Annotated in this window: 23 protein-coding genes; 8 read left to right on the top strand and 15 right to left on the bottom strand. The window is 66.5% G+C overall.

Annotation, left to right across the window (positions count from 1 at the left end):
• Positions 1–11: 11 nt before the first annotated feature.
• The 15 genes from AB3X96_RS15245 to AB3X96_RS15175 all read right to left on the bottom strand — a co-directional run bounded on the left by AB3X96_RS15245 (position 12) and on the right by AB3X96_RS15175 (position 15920).
• Positions 12–656 carry a DUF924 family protein gene (locus AB3X96_RS15245; protein ID WP_368590357.1) on the bottom strand — a complete coding sequence of 215 codons (645 nt, stop codon included), beginning with the start codon at positions 654–656 and terminating at the stop codon, positions 12–14.
• Complete coding sequence (locus tag AB3X96_RS15240) at positions 649–1062, bottom strand: group II truncated hemoglobin (RefSeq protein ID WP_176109145.1); 414 nt, start codon at positions 1060–1062, stop codon at positions 649–651. The genes AB3X96_RS15245 and AB3X96_RS15240 overlap by 8 nt, the downstream gene beginning before the upstream one ends.
• Positions 1063–1099: 37 nt before the next feature.
• Positions 1100–3589 carry an ABC transporter permease gene (locus tag AB3X96_RS15235; protein WP_368590407.1) on the bottom strand — a complete coding sequence of 830 codons (2490 nt, stop codon included), beginning with the start codon at positions 3587–3589 and terminating at the stop codon, positions 1100–1102.
• A gap of 101 nt (positions 3590–3690) precedes the next feature.
• Positions 3691–4302, bottom strand: coding sequence for a DUF4126 domain-containing protein (locus AB3X96_RS15230; protein WP_176121291.1), 612 nt, complete (start codon positions 4300–4302; stop codon positions 3691–3693).
• Between the two features lie 230 nt (positions 4303–4532).
• Positions 4533–4853 carry a quaternary ammonium compound efflux SMR transporter SugE gene (gene sugE, locus AB3X96_RS15225; protein WP_013088907.1) on the bottom strand — a complete coding sequence of 107 codons (321 nt, stop codon included), beginning with the start codon at positions 4851–4853 and terminating at the stop codon, positions 4533–4535.
• A gap of 102 nt (positions 4854–4955) precedes the next feature.
• Positions 4956–5654: a two-component system response regulator KdpE gene (kdpE, locus tag AB3X96_RS15220; RefSeq protein WP_176109149.1), complete on the bottom strand. Its 699-nt coding sequence runs from the start codon at positions 5652–5654 to the stop codon at positions 4956–4958.
• On the bottom strand, positions 5647–8496 hold the full coding sequence (locus AB3X96_RS15215) for a DUF4118 domain-containing protein (RefSeq protein ID WP_368590406.1): 2850 nt from the start codon (positions 8494–8496) through the stop codon (positions 5647–5649). Before AB3X96_RS15215 ends, kdpE begins: the two co-directional genes overlap by 8 nt.
• A gap of 151 nt (positions 8497–8647) precedes the next feature.
• Positions 8648–9226: a potassium-transporting ATPase subunit KdpC gene (gene kdpC, locus AB3X96_RS15210; RefSeq protein WP_368590356.1), complete on the bottom strand. Its 579-nt coding sequence runs from the start codon at positions 9224–9226 to the stop codon at positions 8648–8650.
• Positions 9227–9254: 28 nt separating this feature from the next.
• Positions 9255–11366: a potassium-transporting ATPase subunit KdpB gene (gene kdpB / locus AB3X96_RS15205; protein WP_368590355.1), complete on the bottom strand. Its 2112-nt coding sequence runs from the start codon at positions 11364–11366 to the stop codon at positions 9255–9257.
• A 95-nt stretch (positions 11367–11461) separates the two neighbouring features.
• Complete coding sequence (gene kdpA, locus AB3X96_RS15200; RefSeq protein ID WP_368590354.1) at positions 11462–13267, bottom strand: potassium-transporting ATPase subunit KdpA; 1806 nt, start codon at positions 13265–13267, stop codon at positions 11462–11464.
• Complete coding sequence (gene kdpF, locus AB3X96_RS15195; protein WP_013088901.1) at positions 13264–13356, bottom strand: K(+)-transporting ATPase subunit F; 93 nt, start codon at positions 13354–13356, stop codon at positions 13264–13266. The genes kdpA and kdpF overlap by 4 nt, the downstream gene beginning before the upstream one ends.
• On the bottom strand, positions 13356–13466 hold the full coding sequence (locus AB3X96_RS15190) for a potassium ABC transporter ATPase (protein WP_129959723.1): 111 nt from the start codon (positions 13464–13466) through the stop codon (positions 13356–13358). The genes kdpF and AB3X96_RS15190 overlap by 1 nt, the downstream gene beginning before the upstream one ends.
• A gap of 178 nt (positions 13467–13644) precedes the next feature.
• On the bottom strand, positions 13645–14619 hold the full coding sequence (locus tag AB3X96_RS15185) for a quinone oxidoreductase (RefSeq protein WP_368590353.1): 975 nt from the start codon (positions 14617–14619) through the stop codon (positions 13645–13647).
• A gap of 46 nt (positions 14620–14665) precedes the next feature.
• Positions 14666–15055 carry a methylglyoxal synthase gene (locus AB3X96_RS15180; protein ID WP_013088898.1) on the bottom strand — a complete coding sequence of 130 codons (390 nt, stop codon included), beginning with the start codon at positions 15053–15055 and terminating at the stop codon, positions 14666–14668.
• Positions 15056–15140: 85 nt separating this feature from the next.
• Positions 15141–15920, bottom strand: a complete 780-nt coding sequence (locus AB3X96_RS15175; RefSeq protein ID WP_176109156.1) for an SDR family oxidoreductase — start codon at positions 15918–15920, stop codon at positions 15141–15143.
• Positions 15921–16136: 216 nt separating this feature from the next.
• Between AB3X96_RS15175 and upp the strand changes: the two genes are divergently transcribed.
• The 8 genes from upp to AB3X96_RS15135 all read left to right on the top strand — a co-directional run bounded on the left by upp (position 16137) and on the right by AB3X96_RS15135 (position 23319).
• Positions 16137–16787 carry a uracil phosphoribosyltransferase gene (gene upp / locus AB3X96_RS15170; protein ID WP_013088896.1) on the top strand — a complete coding sequence of 217 codons (651 nt, stop codon included), beginning with the start codon at positions 16137–16139 and terminating at the stop codon, positions 16785–16787.
• A 620-nt stretch (positions 16788–17407) separates the two neighbouring features.
• Positions 17408–18136 carry a YebC/PmpR family DNA-binding transcriptional regulator gene (locus AB3X96_RS15165; RefSeq protein ID WP_176121283.1) on the top strand — a complete coding sequence of 243 codons (729 nt, stop codon included), beginning with the start codon at positions 17408–17410 and terminating at the stop codon, positions 18134–18136.
• 104 nt (positions 18137–18240) lie between these two features.
• On the top strand, positions 18241–19524 hold the full coding sequence (gene purD / locus AB3X96_RS15160; protein WP_176121282.1) for a phosphoribosylamine--glycine ligase: 1284 nt from the start codon (positions 18241–18243) through the stop codon (positions 19522–19524).
• Between the two features lie 256 nt (positions 19525–19780).
• Positions 19781–20704: an oxygen-dependent coproporphyrinogen oxidase gene (gene hemF / locus AB3X96_RS15155; RefSeq protein WP_368590352.1), complete on the top strand. Its 924-nt coding sequence runs from the start codon at positions 19781–19783 to the stop codon at positions 20702–20704.
• Positions 20705–20714: 10 nt separating this feature from the next.
• Positions 20715–21470 (top strand): nicotinate-nucleotide adenylyltransferase, encoded by a 756-nt coding sequence (locus tag AB3X96_RS15150; protein ID WP_368590351.1) that lies wholly within the window; start codon positions 20715–20717, stop codon positions 21468–21470.
• Positions 21471–21474: 4 nt separating this feature from the next.
• Positions 21475–21924, top strand: coding sequence for a ribosome silencing factor (rsfS, locus tag AB3X96_RS15145; protein ID WP_176109161.1), 450 nt, complete (start codon positions 21475–21477; stop codon positions 21922–21924).
• 36 nt (positions 21925–21960) lie between these two features.
• A complete protein-coding gene (gene rlmH / locus AB3X96_RS15140) occupies positions 21961–22431 on the top strand; it encodes a 23S rRNA (pseudouridine(1915)-N(3))-methyltransferase RlmH (protein ID WP_008919684.1) in 471 nt (156 codons plus the stop codon).
• Positions 22432–22689: 258 nt separating this feature from the next.
• Entirely contained in the window at positions 22690–23319 is a 630-nt protein-coding gene (locus tag AB3X96_RS15135; protein WP_368590350.1) for a nucleoside triphosphate pyrophosphatase, read from the top strand.

The raw sequence follows: 23319 nt of genomic DNA, 5'->3' as shown, positions 1-23319 counted from the left end.
TCCGCGTTGATTCAAAACGACGAACCGGGCTCGCGCAGAAACGCGATCTCCTCGTCGCTCGATTCACGTCCGAGCAACGCGTTGCGATGCGGAAAACGGCCGAACCGCTCGATCACTTTCGCGTGGCGCAGCGCGTATTGATAGTAGCCTTCACCGCCCGGCTCCTGCGCAAGCTGTTTGAAGAGCCGCAGCGACTCCTGCTGGCTAGCGAGCGATTCATCGTGCTCGAACGGCAGATACGCGAACGCGCGATGCTGCACGCCTGGCAACAGCCGATCGGCGCCGCTCGCGACCATTCGTTGCGCGGTTTGCAGCGCCTTGCTGTCGGTCGCGAAAGCGCGCGGCTTCCCACGATGGCAGTTGCGGGAAAACTGGTCCAGCACGATCACGAGCGCCAACGCGCCCAACGGCGTGGCCTGCCATGCGTCGAGCTCACCCGCGTTGGCCGCATCGATCAGGTTACCGAAACGTTCGCGCAGCATCGCATCCACGGCGTCATTGCGCTCGAACCAGAGCTTGCGCTCCGTGCCGTGCTCCGGCGTGCCCGGCGCGCCGAACCAGCAGTCGAGAATCTCTCGCGCGCGCGGCTCGAGCGCCGCGTAGTCGGCTTCGACCGAGTACGGTGCCGAGGTGGCGTGCGGCGGGGTGTCAGCCATTGCGGTTGCGCATCCAGTCGGCGGTTTCGAAGAACGAACCGAGCAGGCGCTCGCGCAGCGGCTCCGGCAAGCCGATGTCCTCCATCGCCCACGCCATGCACCTCAACCACTGGTCGCGCTCGCTCGACGCGATCGCAAACGGCAGATGCCGCGCGCGCAAACGGGGATGGCCAAAGCGGCTGATGTAATGATCGGGACCGCCGAGCCAGCCGCACAAAAACCAGAACAGCTTGTCGCGCGAACCCTCGAGCGATGCCGGATGCAGCGCGCGAATCCCGGCGAAATCCGCCTCGAGATCCATCAGGTCGTAAAACCGGTCGACCAGTTCGCGCACACGCGCCTCGCCGCCCACCAGTTCGAAGGCCGTCGGCTTGTCCGAGGACACTTCGTCGTTCAAATCGCTCATACCCTGCTCAACAGCAAATAAACATCACCAAGAAAACTCACGCGTCGCGCAGCGACTGCAGCGCCGGCCGCGCCAACACATGCCGCAGACTCAGCCACCCGCCGACGCCCGCACACGCGATACCGGCGCCAATGCCCGCCGGCAGCAGCCACGGATCGAAGTCCAGATAGAACTCGAACACGTGCGTGGCCAGCAGCGAGCCGATGATCTGCGCGACGGCCGCCGCCATCAGGCCGGCCAGCGCACCGACCGCGACGAACTCGGCCACCTGCACCGCCCGCACCTGACGATGCGATGCGCCCAGCGCGCGCAGCAGCGCGGATTCTCGCATACGCTCGTCGCGCGTGCCGGCAAGCGCCGCGTACAGCACCAGCACGCCGGCCGCGAGCGTGAACGCGAACAGGAACTGCACCGCGCCGATCACCTGCTGCAACACGCGCTGCACCTGCGCGAGGATCGGGCCGGTGTCGATCGCGGTCAGATTGGGATACGCGGCGATCAGGCCGTCGATCGTCGACTGCTTATCCGCGGGCAGATGGAAGCTCGTGATGAACGTCGCCGGGAAGTCCTGCAACGAGACGGGCGGCATCAGCACGAAGAAGTTGACCTTGAACGACCCCCAATCGAGCTTGCGCACGCTCGTCACCGGCGCCTCGACAGTCAGGCCCGTCACGTCGAAACGCAGCACATCGCCGGGCTTCACGTTGATCAGCTTCGCGAGACCCTGCTCGATCGAAATCTGCGGCTTCGTCGTATCGCCGAACCAGCTGCCCGCGGCGATCCGGTTGTCGTCGGGCAGTTGCGTCGTGTACGACAGGTTGAACTCGCGGTCCACCAGACGCCGCGCGTCCGCGCCCTTGAACGAGTCCGGGTTGACTGCCTTGCCGTTGATCGCGACGAGCCGCCCACGCACCATCGGCGACAAGTCCACACCAGCGATGCCGTGCGCGTCCAGATACTGCGTGACCGCGTCGCGCTGATCGGGCTGGATGTCGATGATGAACTCGTTGGATGCATCGGGCGGCGTCGATTTACGCCACCCCTGCACGAGGTCGTTGCGCGTCATCGCGATCAGCAACAGGCACATCAGGCCGATGCCGAGCGCGGTGATCTGCAGCGCGCTCGTGCTGCTGCGCCGCTCGAGCGACGCGAGCGCATAGCGCCAGCCGATGCCCGCATTGACGCGCTCGCTGCGCACCACGCGCGCCGCGCCCCACAACGCGAGCCGTGCGATGCCGGCGAACACCAGCAACCCGCCCGCGAATCCACCCGCGACGATGCCGCCGAGCTTCAATTCGCCGGCGGCGAGGATCAGCAGCCCCGCGAACAGCACGATGCCGAACGCGTAGGCGGCCCACGCGGTGCGGCCCTCCTCGCCCCATTCACGCCGCAGCACGCGCACCGGCGGCACCCCCGTGAGCGGCACCAGCGGCGGCAGCGCGAAGCCGAGCAGCAGCACGAGGCCGGCCGCGACGCCTTCGAGCGCGGGCCACAGCGTCGGCTGCGGCAGCACCACGTCGATCAGGCCGCCGAGCCACGTCAGCAGCGCGAGATGCCCCAGGTAACCGAGCGCCACGCCGAGTGCCCCGCCGATCACGCCGAGCCCGACGAATTCGAGCGTGAACAACGCCCGTAGCGCGGAGTGGCTCACGCCCAGACAGCGCATCGCCGCGCAGCCGTCGAGATGCCGGCGCATGAAGCGGTGCGCGGCCATCGCGATTGCGACCGCCGCGAGCAGCGCGGTCAACAGCGACACGAGCGTCAGGAAATGGCCCGCGCGATCGAGCGTCTGACGCACCTGCGGCTGGCCGTCCTGCAGCGACTCGAGCGCGACGCCGCGCATTTTGCCGGCATCGACGTGCTCGTGCGCGAACTGCGCGAAGCGCGCGACCGCGTCGTCGGACCCGGCGACCAGCAACCGGTACGTGACCCGGCTGCCGTACGTGATCAGGCCGGTCGATTGCACTTCGTCGGCGCGCAGCATCAGGCGCGGCGAAAAGTTGACGAACGAGAAGCCGCGATCGAGTTCGCGCGTGATGAGCGCGCCGACCGTGAAGTTGCGATTGCCGACCTTCACCGCATCGCCGACCTTCAGCTTCAGTGCGTCGAGCAATTCCTGGTCGACCCACACGGTGCCCGGCGCCGGAATCGACGTCGCCGGATGATCGGCCGCACCCGGCGCCGCCGCGATGCGCAGCGCGCCGCGCAACGGATAGCCCGGCGACACCGCCTTGACGGCGGCGAGCCGCGACGCCGGCTGCGCGCCGGTCGAGTTGATCATGCTGGGAAAGATCGCCGTGGTGGCGGTGCGCAGGCCCAGCGCGTGCGCCTCGGCCGCGAATTGCGGATCGACAGGATGATCGGCGCGCACGATAAAGTCGGCGGCGATCATGCGCCGCGCATCGCGCTCGAGCCCCTGATGCAGCCGGTCGCCCAGAAACCCGACGCTCGACAACGCCGCGACCGCCAGCACGAGCGCGAGCAGCAACATCGTCAGTTCGCCCGCGCGCCAGTCGCGCGCCGTCATCCGCATGGCCTGGCGCAACAGATCGATGCCGCCGAGCCGGCGCGCCGGTCTCGTATCGGCGCGCGTTCTTGAACCCGCCTTAGATCCTGGTAGTGCTTCGCTCAATCGTGCCTGCTCCTCGCCAATCGCGACACCATGTGCGTGGCCATGCCGCGAAAACCGCCCTGCACGCCACGCCACAATCGCGGCAATGCCCACGCCGCGAGTAGCAGAAAGCCTACCATCAAGACCAGAAACGCGAGCGGCACGAATAGCGCAAGCAGTACCCCGCCGACCGCGAGGCCGTCCTCGGCGGTCGACGTGACGACGTTCGACAGCGGTTCGGGCGACAGATTGATCAGCGCGCGGGTGCCCGCCTTCGCAAGATGCGCAGTGCCGGCGAGCGTGCCGCCCGCGAGCGCGGCGACGGTCAGCAGCGTCGGATCGGCGTGGCCGAGCGCGCCGGCGGCCAGCACGGCGCCGGCCGGAATGCGGATGAAAGTGTGGATCGCGTCCCACAGCGAGTCGAACGCGGGGATCTTGTCGGCGAGGAACTCGGCCAGCGTCAGCACGGCCGCCGCGCCGATCACCCATGGCGATGACAGCGCGGACAATGTGTTCGGCAAGTGAATCAGGCCAAGACGTTCTAATACGCCGGCCAAAAGGACCGTTAGATAGAGGCGCAGACCGCTGCCCCATGAAAGGCCCGCTGCAAGCGAAAGTGATTCAAGCATGGCCGCCTCCACGCGCTTTGTGCTTGCCGGACGCCGCGGCGGGAACCAGCGGGGGTTCCGCGCCGAAGCCGTCAGGCTTGCCAAGCCGGCCGCGCCAGCCAGGCCGCGGGCAATCTCAACGTCGTTGCTGTCTCATTATAGCTACGATGATTCGCAGGACGTAGAGCGGCGAGGCCGCGCTGTGGCTTACAGGCAATGGCGGCCGCGCGCCGGGCGGACGTAGCCGAGGGTCAGTGCCCCGACGACAGCTTCAGCCCGACGAGGCCGATCACGATCAGCGATGCACTGGCGACGCGCGCGACCGTCAGCGCCTCGCCCATCATCACGACGCCGAAAACGAACGCGCCGACCGCGCCAATTCCTGTCCACACCGCATAGGCCGTGCCGAGCGGCAGTTGCCGCATCGCGAGCGCGAGCAGCGCGAAGCTGCCGAGCGCGGTCACGACCGTGAAGACGGACGGCCAGAAACGGGTGAAACTTTCGGAAGTTTTGAGACCGGCCGCCCACGCGACTTCGAGCAACCCGGCGATCAACAGAAGAAACCAGGACATCGAAACAGCTCCATGAAATATGGGGCCGTCCCCGATGATTGATAGAAGCGTAAGGTCGTCCTTACGTCGGGAGATTATAACGGAGCGGCTTCGCGAACGAACTCACACCGCGCCCACCAGCCGATACCCGACGCCCGTCTCCGTGACGATATGCTCCGGCTGCGCGGGATCGCGCTCGAGCTTGCCGCGCAGGTGCGCCATGTAGATGCGCAAATAGTGGTGACTCTCGACATGCGACGGCCCCCACACATCGCGCAGCAACTGCCGGTGCGTGAGCACGCGGCCGGCGTGGCGCACGAGCGTCGCGAGCAGCCGGTATTCGATCGGCGTCAGATGGACCGCGGCGCCGTCGCGCGTGACCTGGCGCAGCGCGAGATCGACGGTGACCGCGCCGAAGCGCACCTGCGGCGATTCGTTCGCGCCGCCGTGATTGCGCCGCCGCAGATGCGCGCGGATGCGCGCGAGCAACTCGGACACGCCGAACGGCTTGGTCAGGTAGTCGTCGGCGCCGGCGTCGAGCGCGGCGACCTTTTCGCTTTCCTGGGTGCGCGCCGATAGCACAATTACCGGCAGCTCACTCCAGCCACGCAGCTCTCGGATCACGTCGAGGCCATCGGTGTCGGGCAGGCCCAGATCGACGATCACGAGATCGGGCTTGCGCGTCGCCGCTTCGACGAGCCCTTGCTTGCCGGTCTCGGCGTCGTACACGGCGATGCCCTCGCCTTCGAGCGCCGTGCGCACGAAGCGGCGTATCTGCTTTTCGTCTTCGATCAGAACGACGGTGATGCTCAGGTCACTCATGGGCGGGTCGGGTGAGCGGGTTGAGGTCGGCGGCGGCGGGGGCGCCTTCGTCTTCGAGCGTATCGAACGTCTCGGGCGCGTCGGGCGGCGTCTTGACCGGCAGTGTGAACCAGAAGCGCGCGCCCTCGAGGTGGCCATCCGCGGCCGTCCGGTTGAGCGCGCCGATTGTACCGCCGTGCGCCTCGACGATCGCGCGGCAGATCGCGAGGCCAAGGCCGATGCCCGGTTTCGCCGACTCCTTCTCGCCGCGCGTGAACTTCTCGAACACGCGCGCTTCCATGCCGGCGGGCAGGCCGGGGCCGTTGTCGTCGATCGTCACGCGCACGAATGGCGCGCCATCCGCGTCGATCTGCTGCGCGCCGATCATGAGCGGCGTGCCGGACGCCGTGTATTTGGCCGCGTTCTCGAACAGGTTCGAGAACAGCCGCTCCATCAGCACCGCGTCGAGATGCAGCAGCGGCAGATCGGCGGGCAGCGTGACCTGCACCGGATGATCGGCGAGCACGCGCTTGCACGCGCGCAGCGCGGCGCCGACGGTCTCCTCGAGCAGCGTCCATTGCTGGTTCAGCTGCAAGCTGCCGGCCTGCAGGCGCGCCATGTCGAGCAGATTCGTGACGATGTCGGTCATGCGCAGCGCTTCTTCGTGGATTGCATCGACGAGTTCGTCGTTACGACGCGCGGCGGATTGCGGGTCGGTCGGCCCCTGCCCTCCCTGCCCCTGTGCGAGCATCGATGAAAACCCGACGATCGTCGTCAGCGGCGTGCGCAGATCGTGCGATATCGCCGACAGCAGCGAATTGCGAAGCCGTTCCGACTCCATGTTGACGAGCGCATCGCGCGCGATATCGACGTAATGCACGCGTTCGAGCGCGAGCGCGATCTGCGCGGCGAACGCATCGAGCATGCGCCGCTGTTCCGGCACGGTCAGCTCGCGCTCGTCACGCACGACGACCGCGAGCACGCCGCGCGTGCGCATCGGCGCCTTCAGCGGCAGATACAGCGCCGCGGCGGCCGGCAGCGTGTCGGTGCCGTGGCCGGCCGGCTTCTGCTGATCGTAGACCCACTGGCCGACGTCGAGGTCGAGCGCGTCGCCTTCGAGCGTGATCGCCGGGTCGGGGTCCTCGATTTTCTGTTTGACCTGATCGGCGCTGTCGGGCAGCAGGATCGCGACACGCGCGCCGAACACCTCGCTCACGTGCCGCGTGCCGATGCCGACGATCTGCTCGGTCGCAAGCGCCGCGGCGAGCTCGCGCGCCATCTCGTACATCGCGCCGGTGCGCTGCTCGCGGCGTCGCGCGACGCTCGCCTCGCGGCGCAGGCTCGAAGTCAGATGGCTGATCACGAGCGATGTCAGCAGCATGCCGAAGAACGTCAGCAGGTACTGCGTATCGGACACCGACAGCGACATGCGCGGCGGCACGAAGAAGAAATCGAACGCGGCGACGCTCGCGAACGACAGCACGACACCCGGCCCGCGCCCGAGCTTCACCGCGGTGAAGATCACGCCGAGCAGATACAGCATTACCAGGTTGGTCAGATCGATGCGGTCGATCAGCTGGCTCGACAGCAGCGTGATCGCCGCGCCGATCGCGAGCGCGAACGCATACGCGCGCGGCGGCGAGCGACGCTCGCGCGCCGCGCTCAATGCCTCGCGCCACGCGTTCGCGGTCGTGTTCAACAGATGGCGCTGTTCGCCGCCGTCGCGCTCCGACGACCCGCGAATCAGCGTGAGATCGAGATCGCCGCTCTTCTCGGCGATGCGCTCGCCGAGCGGCCGGCGCAGCCAGCGGCTCACGCCCGTGCGCGACGATGCGCCCGCCACCAGCTTCGATACGTTGCGCGCCTGCGCGTAACCGATCAACGCGTCGAGCGCATCGGTGGCGGCGAGCGTCGCGGTTTCGGCGCCGAGTTCGGCGGCGAGCTTCAGCGCGTTCAGCGTGCGTGCGCGGCGCGCGTCGGGCAGACGCTGCAACGCGGGCGTTTCGACATAGACCGCGAGCCAGTCGGCCCTCAGGCTCGCGGCGAGGCGCGCCGCCGAGCGCACCAGCGCCGGCGCTTCGGGACCAGGACCCACGCACACCAGCAGCCGCTCGCGCGCCTGCCAGATGCGCTGGATCGAACGATCGGCGCGGTACTCGCGCATCTGCGCATCGACGCGATCGGCGGTGCGGCGCAGTGCCAGTTCGCGCAGCGCGATCAGGTTGCCCTTGCGAAAGAAGTTGCGCACCGCGCGCTCGGCCTGCTGCGCCATGTACACCTTGCCGTCGCGCATGCGGTCGAGCAGTTCCTCGGCCGGCAGATCGACGAGCGTGACTTCGTCGGCATGATCGAACACGCGATCGGGCACGGTCTCCCACACGCGGATGCCGGTGATCTGGCCAACCACGTCGTTCAGGCTCTCCAGGTGCTGCACGTTGACGGTCGTATAGACGTCGATGCCGGCGTCGAGCAGTTCGTAGACGTCCTGCCAGCGCTTCAGATGGCGCGCGCCCTGCACGTTCGAATGCGCGAGTTCGTCGACGAGGATCAGTTGCGGCTTGCGCGCGAGCGCGGCGTCGAGATCGAACTCGCCGAGCTTGCGGCCGCGATACTCGATATGCGCGAGCGGCAGCACGTCGAGCCCCGCGAGCAACGCGGCGGTTTCGCCGCGCCCGTGCGTTTCGGCGATGCCGACCAGCACGTCGATACCCTCGTCCTTGCGGCGGCGCGCGGCCTGCAGCATCGCATAGGTCTTGCCGACACCAGCCGACGCGCCGAAGAAAATTTTCAGCCTGCCGCGCAGACGCTTTTCTTCGTCGCGCTGCAGCTTGTCGAGCAGTTCGTCAGGATCGGGGCGGTTCATGCTCATTGATTGTCATAGTCGTGCGAGCGGCGGTGCCTGCATGTTGGCACGGTCCGCGCCGGCCCGCAAATGGCGCAGCGGCGCCACGCGGACGCCGCTGTTTTGTCGATGAACCGCAAGCGCGGCTGATGCGTTGCCGTTGCGTTTCGCGTCAACCGCGCTTCATTTCATCGAGTGCAAGATTGAGCTTCAGCACGTTCACGCGCGGCTCGCCGAGCACGCCGAACTGGCGCCCCGTCGTGTAGCGCTCGACGAGCGCCTGCACGTCGCTCGGCGCGAGGTGACGGGCCTGCGCGACCCGCGCGAGCTGGTACTCGGCCGCTGCCGGACTGATCTCCGGATCGAGCCCGCTGCCCGACGACGTGACCAGATCGACCGGCACCGGCTTCGACATGTCGGTGCCCGCGGCCTTCAGCGCGTCGAGACGGCCCTTGATCTCGTCGAGCAGCGCCGGGTTGTTCGGCCCGAGGTTCGAGCCGCCGGAGTTCTGCGGGTTGTACGGCATCGGGCTCGTCGCCGACAGCCGGCCCCAGAAATACTGCGGCGCGTCGAACTGCTGGCCGATCAGCGTCGAGCCGACCACCTTGCCGTTCTGCTCGATCAGGCTGCCGTTCGCCTGCTGGTGGAACGCCGCCTGGCCGAACGCGGTCATCACCGCGGGATAAGCGAGTCCGGTGACCACGGTCAGCACCGCGAAGATCACGATCAGCGGACGGAACAGATTTTTCATGATGAGTCTCTTTCCCTTTTCATCCATCTCACACCCAGCCGAACGCGGCCAGCACCATATCGATTAGCTTGATGCCGATGAACGGCACGATGATCCCGCCGAGGCCGTAGATCAGCAGATTGCGGCGCAGCAGGATCGCGGCGCCTAGCGCGCGGTAGCGCACGCCCTTAAGCGCAAGAGGAATCAGCAGCACGATGATCAGCGCGTTGAAGATCACCGCCGACATGATCGCCGAGGTCGGTGTCGCGAGATGCATCACGTTCAGCGCATTCAGCGCCGGATACGTCGATGCGAACGCGGCCGGGATGATCGCGAAGTACTTGGCGACGTCGTTGGCGATCGAGAACGTGGTTAGCGAACCGCGCGTCATCAGCATCTGTTTGCCGATCTCGACGATCTCGATCAGCTTGGTCGGATTCGAATCGAGGTCGACCATGTTGCCGGCCTCTTTCGCCGCCTGCGTGCCAGTGTTCATCGCGACCGCGACGTCGGCCTGCGCAAGCGCGGGCGCGTCGTTGGTGCCGTCGCCGGTCATCGCGACCAGACGCCCTTCGGCCTGGTGCGCGCGGATCGTCGCGAGCTTGGTCTCCGGTGTCGCTTCGGCGAGGAAGTCGTCGACGCCTGCTTCGGCCGCGATCGCGGCGGCGGTCAGACGGTTGTCGCCCGTCACCATCACGGTCTTGATGCCCATCTTGCGCAGCTCGGCGAAGCGCTCCTTGATGCCGCCCTTCACGACGTCCTTCAGCTCGATCACGCCGAGCACGCGCGCGCCCTGCTCGCCCTTCTCGGCGACCACGAGCGGTGTGCTGCCGCGTCGCGCGACCTCGGCGACCACATTGCTGACTTCGTTCGGGAAACGGCCGCCGTTCGCTTCGACGTAGTGCTTGACCGCATCGGCCGCGCCTTTGCGGATCTCACGGCCGTGGGTTCCGGCGGGCGTTCCTTGCGGCGACAGATCGACCCCGCTCATGCGGGTCTGAGCGGTGAACGCGAGAAACACCGCGTGCAGCGAGGCCATGTCGCGCTGACGGATATTGAAGCGCTGCTTCGCGAGCACGACGATGCTGCGGCCTTCCGGCGTTTCGTCGGCGAGCGACGACAACTGCGCGGCATCGGCAAGCGCTTCTTCGCTCAGACCCGGCGCGGGCAGAAACTGCGACGCCTGGCGGTTGCCGAGCGTGATGGTGCCGGTCTTGTCGAGCAGCAGCACGTCGACGTCGCCGGCCGCTTCGACCGCGCGGCCCGAGGTCGCGATCACGTTCGCCTGCATCATGCGGCTCATGCCGGCCACGCCGATCGCCGACAGCAGGCCGCCGATCGTCGTCGGGATCAGACACACGAGCAACGCGACGAGGGCGGTGATCGTGACCACGTGGCCCGCTTTCGCGGCTTCGACCGAGAAGATCGAGAACGGCAGCAGCGTCGCGGTGGCGAGCAGCATCACGATCGTCAGCGCGACGAGCAGGATGGTCAGCGCGATTTCGTTCGGCGTCTTCTGACGCTTCGCGCCTTCGACCATCGCGATCATGCGATCGAGAAACGCCTCGCCCGGATTCGCGGTGACGCGCACGACGATCCAGTCCGACAGCACGCGCGTGCCGCCCGTCACCGACGAAAAGTCGCCGCCCGACTCGCGGATCACCGGCGCCGATTCACCGGTGATCGCCGATTCGTCGACCGATGCGACACCGTCGATCACTTCGCCGTCGGCCGGAATCACGTCGCCGGTTTCGACCAGCACGACGTCGCCTTTGCGCAGATCCGATGCGGTGGTGATGCGGATCGGCGACTTCGGATGCGGCTCGTTGAGCTTCTTGGCCATCACGTCTTTCTTCGCGCTGCGCAGCGACGCGGCCTGCGCTTTCGAGCGGCCTTCGGCGAGCGCTTCCGCGAAGTTCGCGAACAGCACCGTGAACCACAGCCACAGCGTGACCGCGAGAATGAAGCCCGCGGGCGCCTCGGCCTGACCGCCGAGCGCGGCGATCCACAGAATGGTCGTCAGAATGCTGCCGACGTACACGCAGAACATCACCGGGTTGCGAAACTGCGTGCGCGGCGTGAGCTTTTTAAAGGAGTCCACGATCGCCGGACGCAGCAGCGCCGGGTCGAACATGGACCGCGTAGCGTTATGTTCAGTCATTGAATCCTCGAATATCCTTGTGCGCTTGCGGGCTTGCCGCGTGCAAGCGCCTGTTCGGTCGTTGGGCGTCGTTGATCGAGGCCCCGCGTCACACGTCACTGCACGCCGATCATCATCAGATGCTCGACGCCGGGACCGAGCGCGAGCGCCGGGACGTAGGTCAGCGCGCCGACCAGCAGCACCGTGCCGAGCAGCAGCACGACGAACAACGGGCCGTGCGTCGGCAGCGTGCCGCCGGTAACGCCGATGCGCTTCTTCGCGGCGAGCGAGCCGGCGATCGCGAGCACCGGCACGATCGTGCCGAAGCGGCCGAACCACATCGCGATCGCGGTGAGCCAGTTGTAGAACGGCGTACTTACGGTCAGACCCGCGAATGCGCTGCCGTTGTTGTTCGCGGCCGAGCTGAACGCGTAGAGGATTTCGGAGAAGCCATGCGCGCCGGGGTTCGCGATGCCGGCCTTGCCCGCGTCGGTCAGCACCGCGATCGAGGTGCCCACCAGCACGAGCAGCGGCGTGAGCAGCACCACGATCGACACCATCTTCATCTCGTAGGCCTCGATCTTCTTGCCGACATATTCAGGAGTACGCCCGATCATCAGCCCCGCGACGAAGACCGCGAGCAGCGCGAACACGAGCATGCCGTACATGCCGGAGCCGACACCGCCGAAGATCACTTCACCTAGCTGCATCAACAGCATCGGGTACAGGCCGCCGATCGGCGTCAACGAATCGTGCGTATTGGCGACCGCGCCGCACGAAGCCGCCGTGGTCGCGACCGTGAAGATGCCCGACTGCGCGATACCAAAGCGCGTTTCCTTGCCTTCGGCATTGCCGCCCGCCTGCAGCGCGTTCGCCGACTGATCGACCTTGAGCGCCGTGAACGCGGGATTGCCGCTTTGCTCGGCGCTGATCTCGCCAAACACGCAGACGCCGAACGCGATCGTCATCGCCGCAAGCACCGCGACACCCTGGCGGCGGTCGCCGATCACGCGGCCGAACACGAGTGCGAGCGCCGCCGGAATGATCAGCATCGAGAAGATCTGCACGAAGTTCGAGAACGGCGTCGGGTTTTCGTACGGATGCGCGGAGTTGCCGTTGAAGAAGCCGCCGCCGTTGGTGCCGAGCATCTTGATCGCTTCCTGCGACGCGACCGGGCCCATCGCGATGGTCTGCGTCTTCACGGGCGTGTCGACCGTCACCGGATTGCCCTTCGCGTCCTTCACCGGATTGCCTTGCGCGTCGAGCTTCGGCGCGGCGTAGGTGGTGGTCTGCAGCGTCGGCACGTCCTGATACGCCTTGAAGTTCTGGATCACACCTTGGCTCATCAGCAGTGCCGCGACGATCGCCGCCATCGGCAGCAGCACGTACATCGTCACCCGTGTGATATCGACCCAGAAGTTGCCGATGGTCTGCGCGGTATGCCGGGCGAAGCCGCGAATCAGCGCGATCACGACGACGATGCCGGTCGCCGCCGACAGGAAGTTCTGCACGGTCAGGCCGAGCATCTGCGTCAGATAGCTGACCGTTTGCTCGGGCGTGTAGTCCTGCCAGTTGGTGTTCGACACGAAGCTGACTGCGGTATTGAACGCGCTGTCGACCGACATCGCGCCGAACTGCTGCGGATTGCCGGGCAGCCACCCTTGCACGCGCAGCAGCACGTACAGGAACGCCACGCCGAGCACGTTGAATGCGACCGTGGCGATCGCGTAGTGCTTCCAGCCCATTTCCGCCGCTGGATCGACGCCCGCGATACGGTAAAGCAGCCGTTCGAGCGGCGCGCCGAAGCGCACCACGCTTGAGCTGCCGTCCATCACGGCGCCCAGATAGCTCGCCACCGGCACCGCGGCGGCCAGTAGCACGACGATAAAAAGACTCGCCTGCAGGACATCGTTCGTGTTCATTCAATGTCCTCCGCGCGCAGCAGCGCATACACGAGATAAACGAACAGCAGCGCGGTGGACGCGCCGGCCAGCCACAGCATCCAGGTCATCAGCGTGCTCCCTGTCCGCGACGGAACTGCATCAGCTTCTCGCAGCCGCCAATCAGCCCAAAGGTCAGCACGGCAAACAGCGCCAGGCCCCCGACATACAGCACATCCATTTTGTTTCCCCATTTACGGATTTTGGATAGATGCAACGGTATGCCGATCCGCCTAAAGGGCTGGTCAAAGATTGCGCGGTGCGCGTAAAAATCGCGTAAACGGACAAGGCCGTTTCATCTCGCGATGAAACGGCCTTGGTGGAGGTCGGGTAGCGCAGCCGGAGGCCGCGAAGTTTTTTTACGGAAGCAGGATCGTCGACCCCGTCGTGCGGCGCCCTTCGAGCTCCGCATGCGCCTCGCCGACATCCGGCAGCGCATAGCGCTGATTGATGCTCGTCTTGACCCTGCCCGAGCTCAGCACGTCGAACAACTCGGCCGACATCGCCTCGTAATCGGCGCGTTTCGCGATATAGGTGAAAAGCGTCGGGCGCGTAAAGAAGAGCGAACCGCGTCCCGCGAATTCCGACGAGTCGATCAGCGGCAGCGGACCCGACGCGTTGCCGAAGCTCACGAACAGGCCGAGCGGCGCGAGACAGTCGAGCGACTTTTCGAAGGTGTCCTTGCCGATCGAATCGTAGACGACCGGCACGCCCGCGCCGTTGGTGATCTCGCGTACGCGCTTCGTGAAGTTTTCGCGCGTGTAGACGATCGCGTGATCGCAGCCGTGCGCTTTCGCGATCTCGGCTTTTTCGTCGGAACCGACCGTGCCGATCACCGTCGCGCCGAGCGCCTTCGCCCACTGGCACACGAGCAGGCCGACGCCGCCCGCCGCGGCCTGAATCAGGATCGTGTCGCCGGCCTTCACCCGATACGTGCGGCGCAGCAGATACTGCGCGGTCAAGCCTTGCAGCATCACCGACGCGGCCTGCTCGTCGCTGACCGCATCAGGCAACTTGACGACCTGCGCGGCCGGCAGCACGCGCTCCTGCGCGTACGCGCCGGGCGGCCGCGCGACATACGCGACGCGATCGCCGACCTTCAGACCGCTCACGCCCGAGCCGAGCGCGCTGACCTCGCCGGCCGCCTCCATGCCGAGCCCGCCCGGCAGCGGCAGCGGATACAGGCCGGTGCGGAAATACACGTCGATGTAATTGAGGCCGACCGCCGTCTGGCGAATACGGATCTCGCCCGCACCGGGCTCGCCCACCTCGACGTCGACCCATTTCATTACTTCGGGGCCGCCGGTTTTGTCGAATCGGATTGCCTTGGCCATCATGTCTCCTTGATCTGTAGAAATGTGGGTGCGGCGACGCGCGCGCTCACGCCTCGCCGGACAGGCGCAGCGTCAGCACGTCGAGCACCATGCGCGCGGTCGAAATATTCGTCGCGCACGGAATGTTGTGCACGTCGCACGCGCGCACCAGCGCGTTGATGTCCGGCTCGTGCGGCTGCGGCGTCATCGGGTCGCGCAGGAAAATCACCATGTCGACGCGCCCTTCGGCGAGCTGCGCGCCGATCTGCAGATCGCCGCCGTGCGGGCCCGACAACATGCGCTCGACCGTGAGGCCGTGCGCGTCGCTGATGCGTCCGCCGGTCGTGCCGGTCGCCACGATCTCGCAGCGCGCGAGCGTGTCGACGTATTCCCCGGCCAGTTTGACGATGTCGTCCTTCTTGTGATCGTGTGCGATCAGCGCAATGCGGGTGCTCATGACTTAAGACTCCTCAAACCGTTGTGAATATCGTTGTTGTGATGTGACGGTGACGTCGGTTCGTGCCTGCTCAGTACGTACCAGCTCAGTACGTACCGGGATACGCGCCGCCGTCGATCAGCCAGTTCTGCCCGGTGATGTAGCCGGCATGCGTGCTGCACAGGAACGCGCAGGCCCGGCCGAATTCTTCGCGATTGCCGAAGCGCCCGGCGGGGATCGTCTTCATGCGCTGCTTGCGCGCTTCGTCGATGGAAATGTTGTGCGTCTTCGCCTGCGCCTCGATCGTGACCGCGATGCGGTCGGTATCGAACAGACCCGGCAGCAGGTTGTTGATCGTCACGCCGGTCGGCGCGACCTTGCGCGCGAGACCCGCGACGAAACCGGTCAGCCCCGAGCGCGCGCCATTCGACAGGCCGAGCACGTCGATCGGCGCCTTCACCGCGGAGCTCGTGATGTTGACGATGCGCCCGAAGCCGCGCGCGCTCATCGTGTCGATGGTCTGACGGATCAGCTCGATCGGGGTCAGCATGTTGGCTTCGAGCGCGCGGATCCAGTCGTCGTGCGTGAAGTCGCGGAAATCGCCCGGCGGCGGGCCGCCCGCGTTGTTGACGAGAATGTCCGGCTGCGGGCAGGCGGCGAGCGCGGCGGCGCGCCCTTCGGGCGTGGTGATGTCGCATGCGACCGCCTTCACCTCGACGCCGCTTTGCTTGCGGATCGCCTCGGCGGTCGCTTCGAGCGTTTCGGCGGTGCGCGCGACGATCGTCAGGTTGACGCCCTCGGCGGCGAGCGCTTCCGCGCAGCCGCGTCCCAGACCTTTGCTCGCCGCGCAAACCAGCGCGGTACGTCCTGCGATTCCCAAGTCCATGTGGATGCCCTCATAGCGAAGTTTCCCCAGATTCTAGAAGAATCGGTGCCGGACTGTGCCGCGTCGCTTCAATCTCAGGTATCGCCGGGCGGTACTCTTTCGGTAAACTTGCGCGGTGGCGCGCATTTCCTCCGTTCGTCCGAGCTTCGGGCGCTGGTGAAACCAACGGATGGGCGCGCCGAACCGATCCACCTTGCCGCCGCGCGCGAGCCCGCCATGACCCAGGACAGCCGTTTCCCCAATCTTTTCATCCTCGATCACCCGCTGATCCAGCACAAGCTGTCGCACATGCGCGACCGGGACACGTCGACGCGCACGTTCCGCGAACTGCTGCGCGAAATCACGCTGCTGATGGGCTACGAAATCACCCGCAACCTGCCGATGACGACGCGCCGCATCACCACGCCGCTCGTCGAAATCGACGCGCCGGTGATCGCCGGCAAGAAGCTCGCAATCGTGCCGGTGCTGCGCGCGGGCGTCGGCATGTCGGACGGCCTGCTCGAGCTGGTACCGTCGGCGCGGGTCGGCCACATTGGCGTGTATCGCGCGGAGGATCATCGGCCGGTCGAATACCTGGTGCGGCTGCCGGACCTCGAAGACCGCGTGTTCATCCTCTGCGATCCGATGGTCGCGACCGGCTACTCGGCCGTGCACGCGGTCGATGTGCTCAAGCGCCGCAACGTGGCCGCCGAGAACATCCTGTTCCTCGCGCTCGTCGCCGCGCCCGAAGGCGTGCAGGTGTTCCAGGACGCGCACCCGGACGTCAAGCTGTTCGTCGCGTCGCTCGATTCGCATCTGAACGAGCATGCGTACATCGTGCCGGGCCTGGGCGACGCGGGCGACCGGTTGTTCGGTACGAAGAACTGATGCGCAGGAGCCGGCGGGGTGGTTCGGCAGTGTCCCTGCCCTAAAGCCGCCCCCGCTTTCGACGGCATCCGGCCGTCCCGGTGACACTTCCGCGCCGCCTCCATTCATTTTCACTTCGATTTCATTGCATTTGCGGCCGGTTTCGCGCCGCGGCCCCCTCTGCCGCACCCTCGCGGCGTGATAAAATTCGAATCCGCTCGATGAGCGGCTCGACTCGCACGATCACTCGCACCACCGTCTGCAATTTCGACCGGCGCCCCGCGCCTTCGCATCAGGTCATGCGGCGCCTGGCCGCGCAAGCTGCCCCGCTTCCATCGCGCTGCCGCCCTGCGGCCCCGCTTGGGCCGCGGCTCATGCATGAACCGGCTCGAACGCCTGCCGGCGGGCAAGCGTGGAACGACGCGCGGGAACGGCCAGGCTGAGATCGGCGGCAGGAGTGGCCGCGCCGACGGGCCAAGCCGAGCAACAAGCCGAGCAACGAGCGCGAGCGGCCGGCAGCCTATCACCTGACGGTTTGGGATCGGGACACGACACGCGAGGCGCAACCCGCGAGGCGCCCGACATCGCAACGACAATTGCACTATGCGTGCGCCCCGCTGGCGCGCGCGACGGAGAAAAGTATGGCGGGTCATTCGAAATGGGCCAACATCAAGCATAAGAAAGCAGCGGCCGATGCCAAGCGCGGCAAGGTCTGGACGCGGCTCATCAAGGAAATCCAGGTCGCGGCGCGTATGGGCGGCGGCGAAATCGACTCGAACCCGCGTCTGCGGCTCGCGGTCGACAAGGCGTACGACGCCAACATGCCGAAGGACAACATCAACCGCGCGATCCAGCGCGGTGTCGGCGGCGCGGAAGGCGCGAACTACGAGGAAATCCGCTACGAAGGCTACGGCATCGGCGGCGCGGCGGTGATCGTCGACACGATGACCGACAACCGCACCCGCACGGTCGCGGAAGTGCGTCACGCGTTCTCGAAGAACGGCGGCAACATGGGCACGGACGGCTCGGTGTCGTTCATGTTCGATCACGTCGGCCAGTTCCTGTTCGCGCCCGGTACCGCCGAAGACTCGCTGATGGAAGCCGCGCTAGAGGCGGGCGCCGACGACGTCGTGACGAACGAGGACGGCAGTATCGAAGTGCTGTGCCCGCCGAACGATTTTTCGAAGGTGAAGACAGCGCTCGAAACGGCGGGCTTCAAGGCCGAACTGGCCGAAGTCACGATGAAGCCGCAGACCGAAGTCGAATTCACCGGCGACGACGCCGTGAAAATGCAGAAGCTGCTCGACGCGCTGGAAAATCTGGACGACGTGCAGGAAGTCTATACAAACGCGTCGATCGCCGGCGAATAATGGCGCGCCGGGCTTTCGCATCGTTTGCCCTTGCTGTCGATGGTTTATTGCACGGCCGAGCACAGCGCTCGGCCGTTTATGGTTTTTAAGTCTCGGGGATTCACATGAAGTTACTCGTCGTCGGTTCCGGCGGTCGCGAACATGCGCTGGCATGGAAGCTCGCGCAATCGCCGCGGGTTCAGCTCGTCTACGTCGCGCCCGGCAACGGCGGCACCGCTCAGGATGAGCGTCTGCTCAACGTCGACATCACCGATCCAGCCGCGCTCGCCGATTTCGTCGAAAAAGAACAGATCGCGTTCACGCTGGTCGGGCCGGAAGCGCCGCTCGCGGCAGGCATCGTCAACCTGTTCCGCTCGCGCGGTCTGAAGATCTTCGGGCCGACCAAAGAAGCCGCTCAGCTCGAAAGCTCGAAAGATTTCGCCAAGGCGTTCATGAAGCGCCACGGCATCCCGACGGCCGAGTACGAAACCTTCGCCGACGTCGCCGCCGCGCACGCGTATCTGGACGCCAAGGGCGCGCCGATCGTAATCAAGGCCGACGGCCTCGCCGCCGGCAAGGGCGTGGTGGTCGCGCAAACGCTGGAAGAAGCGCACGCCGCGGTCGACATGATGCTGTCGGACAACAAGCTCGGCGACGCCGGTGCGCGCGTCGTGATCGAGGAGTTCCTCGCCGGCGAGGAAGCGAGCTTCATCGTGATGGTCGACGGCAAGCACGTGCTCGCGCTCGCTTCGAGCCAGGATCACAAGCGTCTGCTCGACGGCGACCAGGGCCCGAACACGGGCGGCATGGGCGCCTACTCGCCCGCGCCGATCGTCACGCCGCAGCTGCATGCGCGCGTGATGCGCGAAATCATCCTGCCGACGGTGCGCGGCATGGAGAAGGAAGGCATCCGCTACACCGGCTTCCTGTACGCGGGCCTGATGATCGACGCGCAAGGCAACCCGAAGACGCTCGAATTCAACTGCCGGATGGGCGACCCCGAAACGCAGCCGATCATGGCGCGTCTGAAGGGCGACTATTCGAAAGTGGTCGAACACGCGATCGCCGGCACGCTCGACACCGTCGAGCTCGAATGGGACCGCCGTACCGCGCTCGGCGTCGTGCTCGCCGCGCACAACTATCCGGACACGCCGAGGAAGGGCGACCGCATCAACGGCATTCCCGCCGAAACCGCGGATTCGGTCACGTTCCACGCCGGCACCACGCTGACGGACGGCAAGCTCACTACCTCGGGCGGGCGCGTGCTGTGCGTCGTCGGTCTGGCGGATTCGGTGCGCACCGCGCAGGCGGCCGCCTATCACACGATCAACCAGATCGCCTTCGACGGCATGCAGTACCGCCGCGACATCGGCTATCGCGCGCTCAATCGCAAGCACGACGGCAAATAAGCGGTACCGCCGGGCGCCGTGCGAGCGGCGCCCACGCGCGACAGCGCGCCGCGGGCGCGCGGCACGACGCGCGCTACACTGCATTTTTCGCGCTCGTCGCGACAGGCGGGCACGGAGCCCGCGGATCGACCGAAGCGGCAAACCGCTTTCTCCATCCGTCTACTGCGTCCGTGCCATCCGAACGCGCGGTCCGAGCGTCCCGGCAGCCAACCCGGCGCGAACGCGGCCGTCGCCCTCTTTCGAAGAACCTGCATTCATGAGCAATTCGAGCTACGACGCACAAGCCGTGCGCAACTGGCTGCAAGGCCTGCAATCGCATATCGCCGACACGCTGGGCGCCTTCGATGGCACCGCATTCGCGACCGACGCATGGCAGCGCGGACCCGGCGAGAAGCTGCGCGGCGGCGGCGTCACGCGCATTCTCGAAGGCGGCCAGTTCTTCGAGCGCGCCGGCATCGGCTTCTCGGACGTCGCCGGCGACGCGCTGCCGGGCTCGGCGAGCGCCGCGCGGCCGCAACTGGCCGGGCGCGGTTTCGAGGCGATGGGAGTGTCGCTCGTGCTGCACCCGCACAATCCGCACTGCCCGACCGTGCACATGAACGTGCGCCTGCTCATTGCGACCAGGGAAGGCGAAGAGCCGGTGTTCTGGTTCGGCGGCGGCATGGATCTGACGCCCTACTACGGCTACGAAGAGGACGCGCGGCATTTCCATCAGGTGTGCCGCGACGCGCTCGCGCCATATGGCGCGGACCTGTACCCGAGCTTCAAGCGCTGGTGCGACGAGTATTTCTTCCTGAAGCACCGCAACGAGGCGCGCGGCATCGGCGGGATTTTCTTCGACGATTTCTCGGCGCCCGGCTTCGAGCAATCGTTCGCGATGCTCAGAAGCGTCGGCGAAGGTTTTCTCAAGGCGTACCTGCCGATCATCGAGCGGCGCCGCAATACGCCCTACGGCGAAGCTGAACGGGCGTTCCAGGCCTACCGGCGCGGGCGCTACGTCGAGTTCAATCTGGTCTTCGACCGTGGCACACTATTTGGGCTGCAGAGCGGCGGACGCACCGAATCGATCCTGATGTCGATGCCGCCCGTGGTGAACTGGCGCTACAACTGGCACCCCGAGCCGGGCACGCCGGAAGCTCGCTTGTACAGCGATTTCCTCGTGCCGCGGGAGTGGGTGTGACGCGCCACCCGTGTCGCTTACGGTCACGACAAAGGATCCTCACCTGAAGCCGAACGCTCACCCTGTCGCGCTGCCCCGCCGGATTGGTCTTCTGGGCGGCACTTTCGATCCGATCCACGACGGTCACCTCGCGCTCGCGCGGCGGTTCGCCGACGTGCTGCGGCTGACCGAACTGGTGCTGCTGCCGGCGGGCCAGCCGTGGCAGAAAGCCGACGTATCGCCTGCCGAACATCGACTCGCGATGACGCGCGCGGCGGCTGCGTCGCTCGCGATCCCCGGCGTGACGGTGCGCGTCGCAACCGACGAAATCGAGCACGAGGGCGCGACCTACACGGTCGACACGCTGCAACGCTGGCGGGAGCGCGAAGGCGACGACGCATCGATCACACTGCTGATCGGCGCGGATCAACTGGTGCATCTCGACACGTGGCGCGACTGGCGGCGCCTGTTCGAGCTCGCGCATATCGGCGCGGCCACGCGGCCCGGCTTCAACCTCGCGTCGGTCGCCCCCGCGGTGGCGAGGGAAATCGCCGCGCGCCGCGCGAAAGCCGAGGTGCTGCAGGCCACGCCCTGCGGCCATCTGCTGATCGACACGACGCTCGCGTTCAACGTTTCGGCCACCGACATTCGCGCGCAGCTGCGCGAGCAGGTCAACCAGCGGCTGGTCCACGCGGGTGCGAGCGACACCGCCCAGGATCAGGCCACGAGTCACGTCCCCGCCGCGGTGTGGGACTATATTCTTCAACATCATCTGTACCACCGGTAACTCCATGGATATTCGCAAACTGCAGCGCGTAATCGTCGACGCTCTCGAAGACGTCAAGGCGCAAGACATCAAAGTGTTCAACACCAGCCACCTGACCTCGCTGTTCGATCGCGTGATCGTCGCGAGTGGCACGTCGAACCGGCAAACCAAGGCGCTCGCGTCGAGCGTGCGCGAAGGCGTGAAGGAAGCCGGCGGCGAGATCGTCAGCACCGAGGGCGAGGACATCGGCGAATGGGTGCTGGTCGATTGCGGCGACGCGATCGTCCACATCCTGCAGCCGGCGCTGCGCCAGTACTACAACCTCGAGGAAATCTGGGGCGACAAGCCGGTGCGCATCAAGCTGTCTACGCCGAGTCCGTTCGGCGGCGCGCGTGCAAGCGAGCCCGACGACGAGGAAGACGAGGATTTGCCTGCCGCGAAGCCCGCGCGCAAGACTAGCGCGCGCCGCAAGTAAGCGGGCCGTGTCGGCCACACCGCTACTTTCGTCGCAATGAAACTGCATATCCTCGCCGTCGGCCACAAGATGCCGGACTGGATCGCGACCGGCTTCGACGAATACGCCAAGCGCATGCCGCCCGAGCTGCGCATCGAGCTGCGCGAGATCAAACCGGAGCAGCGCTCGTCGGGCCGTTCGGCCGAAAGCGTGATGGCCGCCGAGCGGCAGAAGATCGAAGCCGCGTTGCCGAAGAACGCGCGCATCGTCGCGCTCGACGAACGCGGCAAGGACTGGACCACGATGCAGCTCGCGGGCGCGTTGCCGGGCTGGCAGCAGGACGGCCGCGACGTGGCCTTTCTGATCGGCGGCGCGGACGGTCTCGATCCCGAGCTGAAAGCACGCGCCGATATGATGCTGCGCGTGTCGAGCCTCACGCTGCCGCACGCAATGGTGCGCGTGCTGCTGGCCGAACAGCTTTACCGTGCGTGGACCATCACGCAAAATCACCCGTATCATCGCGCGTGAGGGCCGGAGCCAGCGCGGCGACGCCGGGCAACCGTTCGTTGTTGATGGCACGTCGCGGGTGCTCTGGTCGATACGCTTCTTGAACGCGTTGCCGCCACTTCCTGCGATGATGCGCCCGACGCGCCGCGCATCGATGCCATGAATGGATTCGGCGCATCGATCGCGTCGCCGAATCAAGCTCGCCCCGCCCGCTCTTCCACGCCCATCCGCGTTCACCGCCGCCACGCCATCCGTTCCCCGCTCCATCGAGACCCGTTCATGCCCACACCCTCCGCTTCGCTGCATCCGTTCGTCTACCTCGCCTCGCAAAGCCCGCGCCGCCAGGAGCTGCTGCAACAGCTCGGCGTGCGTTACGAATTGCTGCTGCCGCGCCCCGATGAAGACGCCGAAGCGCTCGAAGCCGAACGGCCCGGCGAACACGCGCGCGACTACGTGCGGCGCGTATGCATTGCGAAAGCGCATGCGGCGCGCGCGCGTCTCGTGGCCGCTGGTCACGCGGTGCGGCCGATCCTCGTCGCCGACACCACCGTCACGATCGACGACGCGATTCTCGGCAAGCCCATCGACGCCGACGATGCGGTCGCGATGCTCACGCGCCTCGCGGGCCGCACGCACGAAGTGCTGACCGCGCTCGCCGTGATCGATGCCGACGGCGCGCTGCTGCCAGCGGCGTTGTCGGTGTCGAAGGTGCGTTTTGCTGCAGTGCACGCAGACGCGTTGCGTCGCTATGCGGCGAGCGGCGAGCCGCTCGGCAAGGCGGGTGCCTATGGCGTGCAGGGACGCGCGGCCGAGTTTATCGAGCATATAGACGGGTCCTATTCGGGTATCATGGGTTTGCCGCTTTTTGAAACCGCTGCCCTCCTGCGTGCAGCGCGCATCGACTTCTAG

The sequence above is a fragment of the Paraburkholderia sp. BR13439 genome, from assembly GCF_040948805.1.
GTDB lineage: Bacteria > Pseudomonadota > Gammaproteobacteria > Burkholderiales > Burkholderiaceae > Paraburkholderia > Paraburkholderia youngii.
Note: the sequence above shows the minus strand (reverse complement) of the source record. Positions and strands in the feature narration are given on the sequence as shown.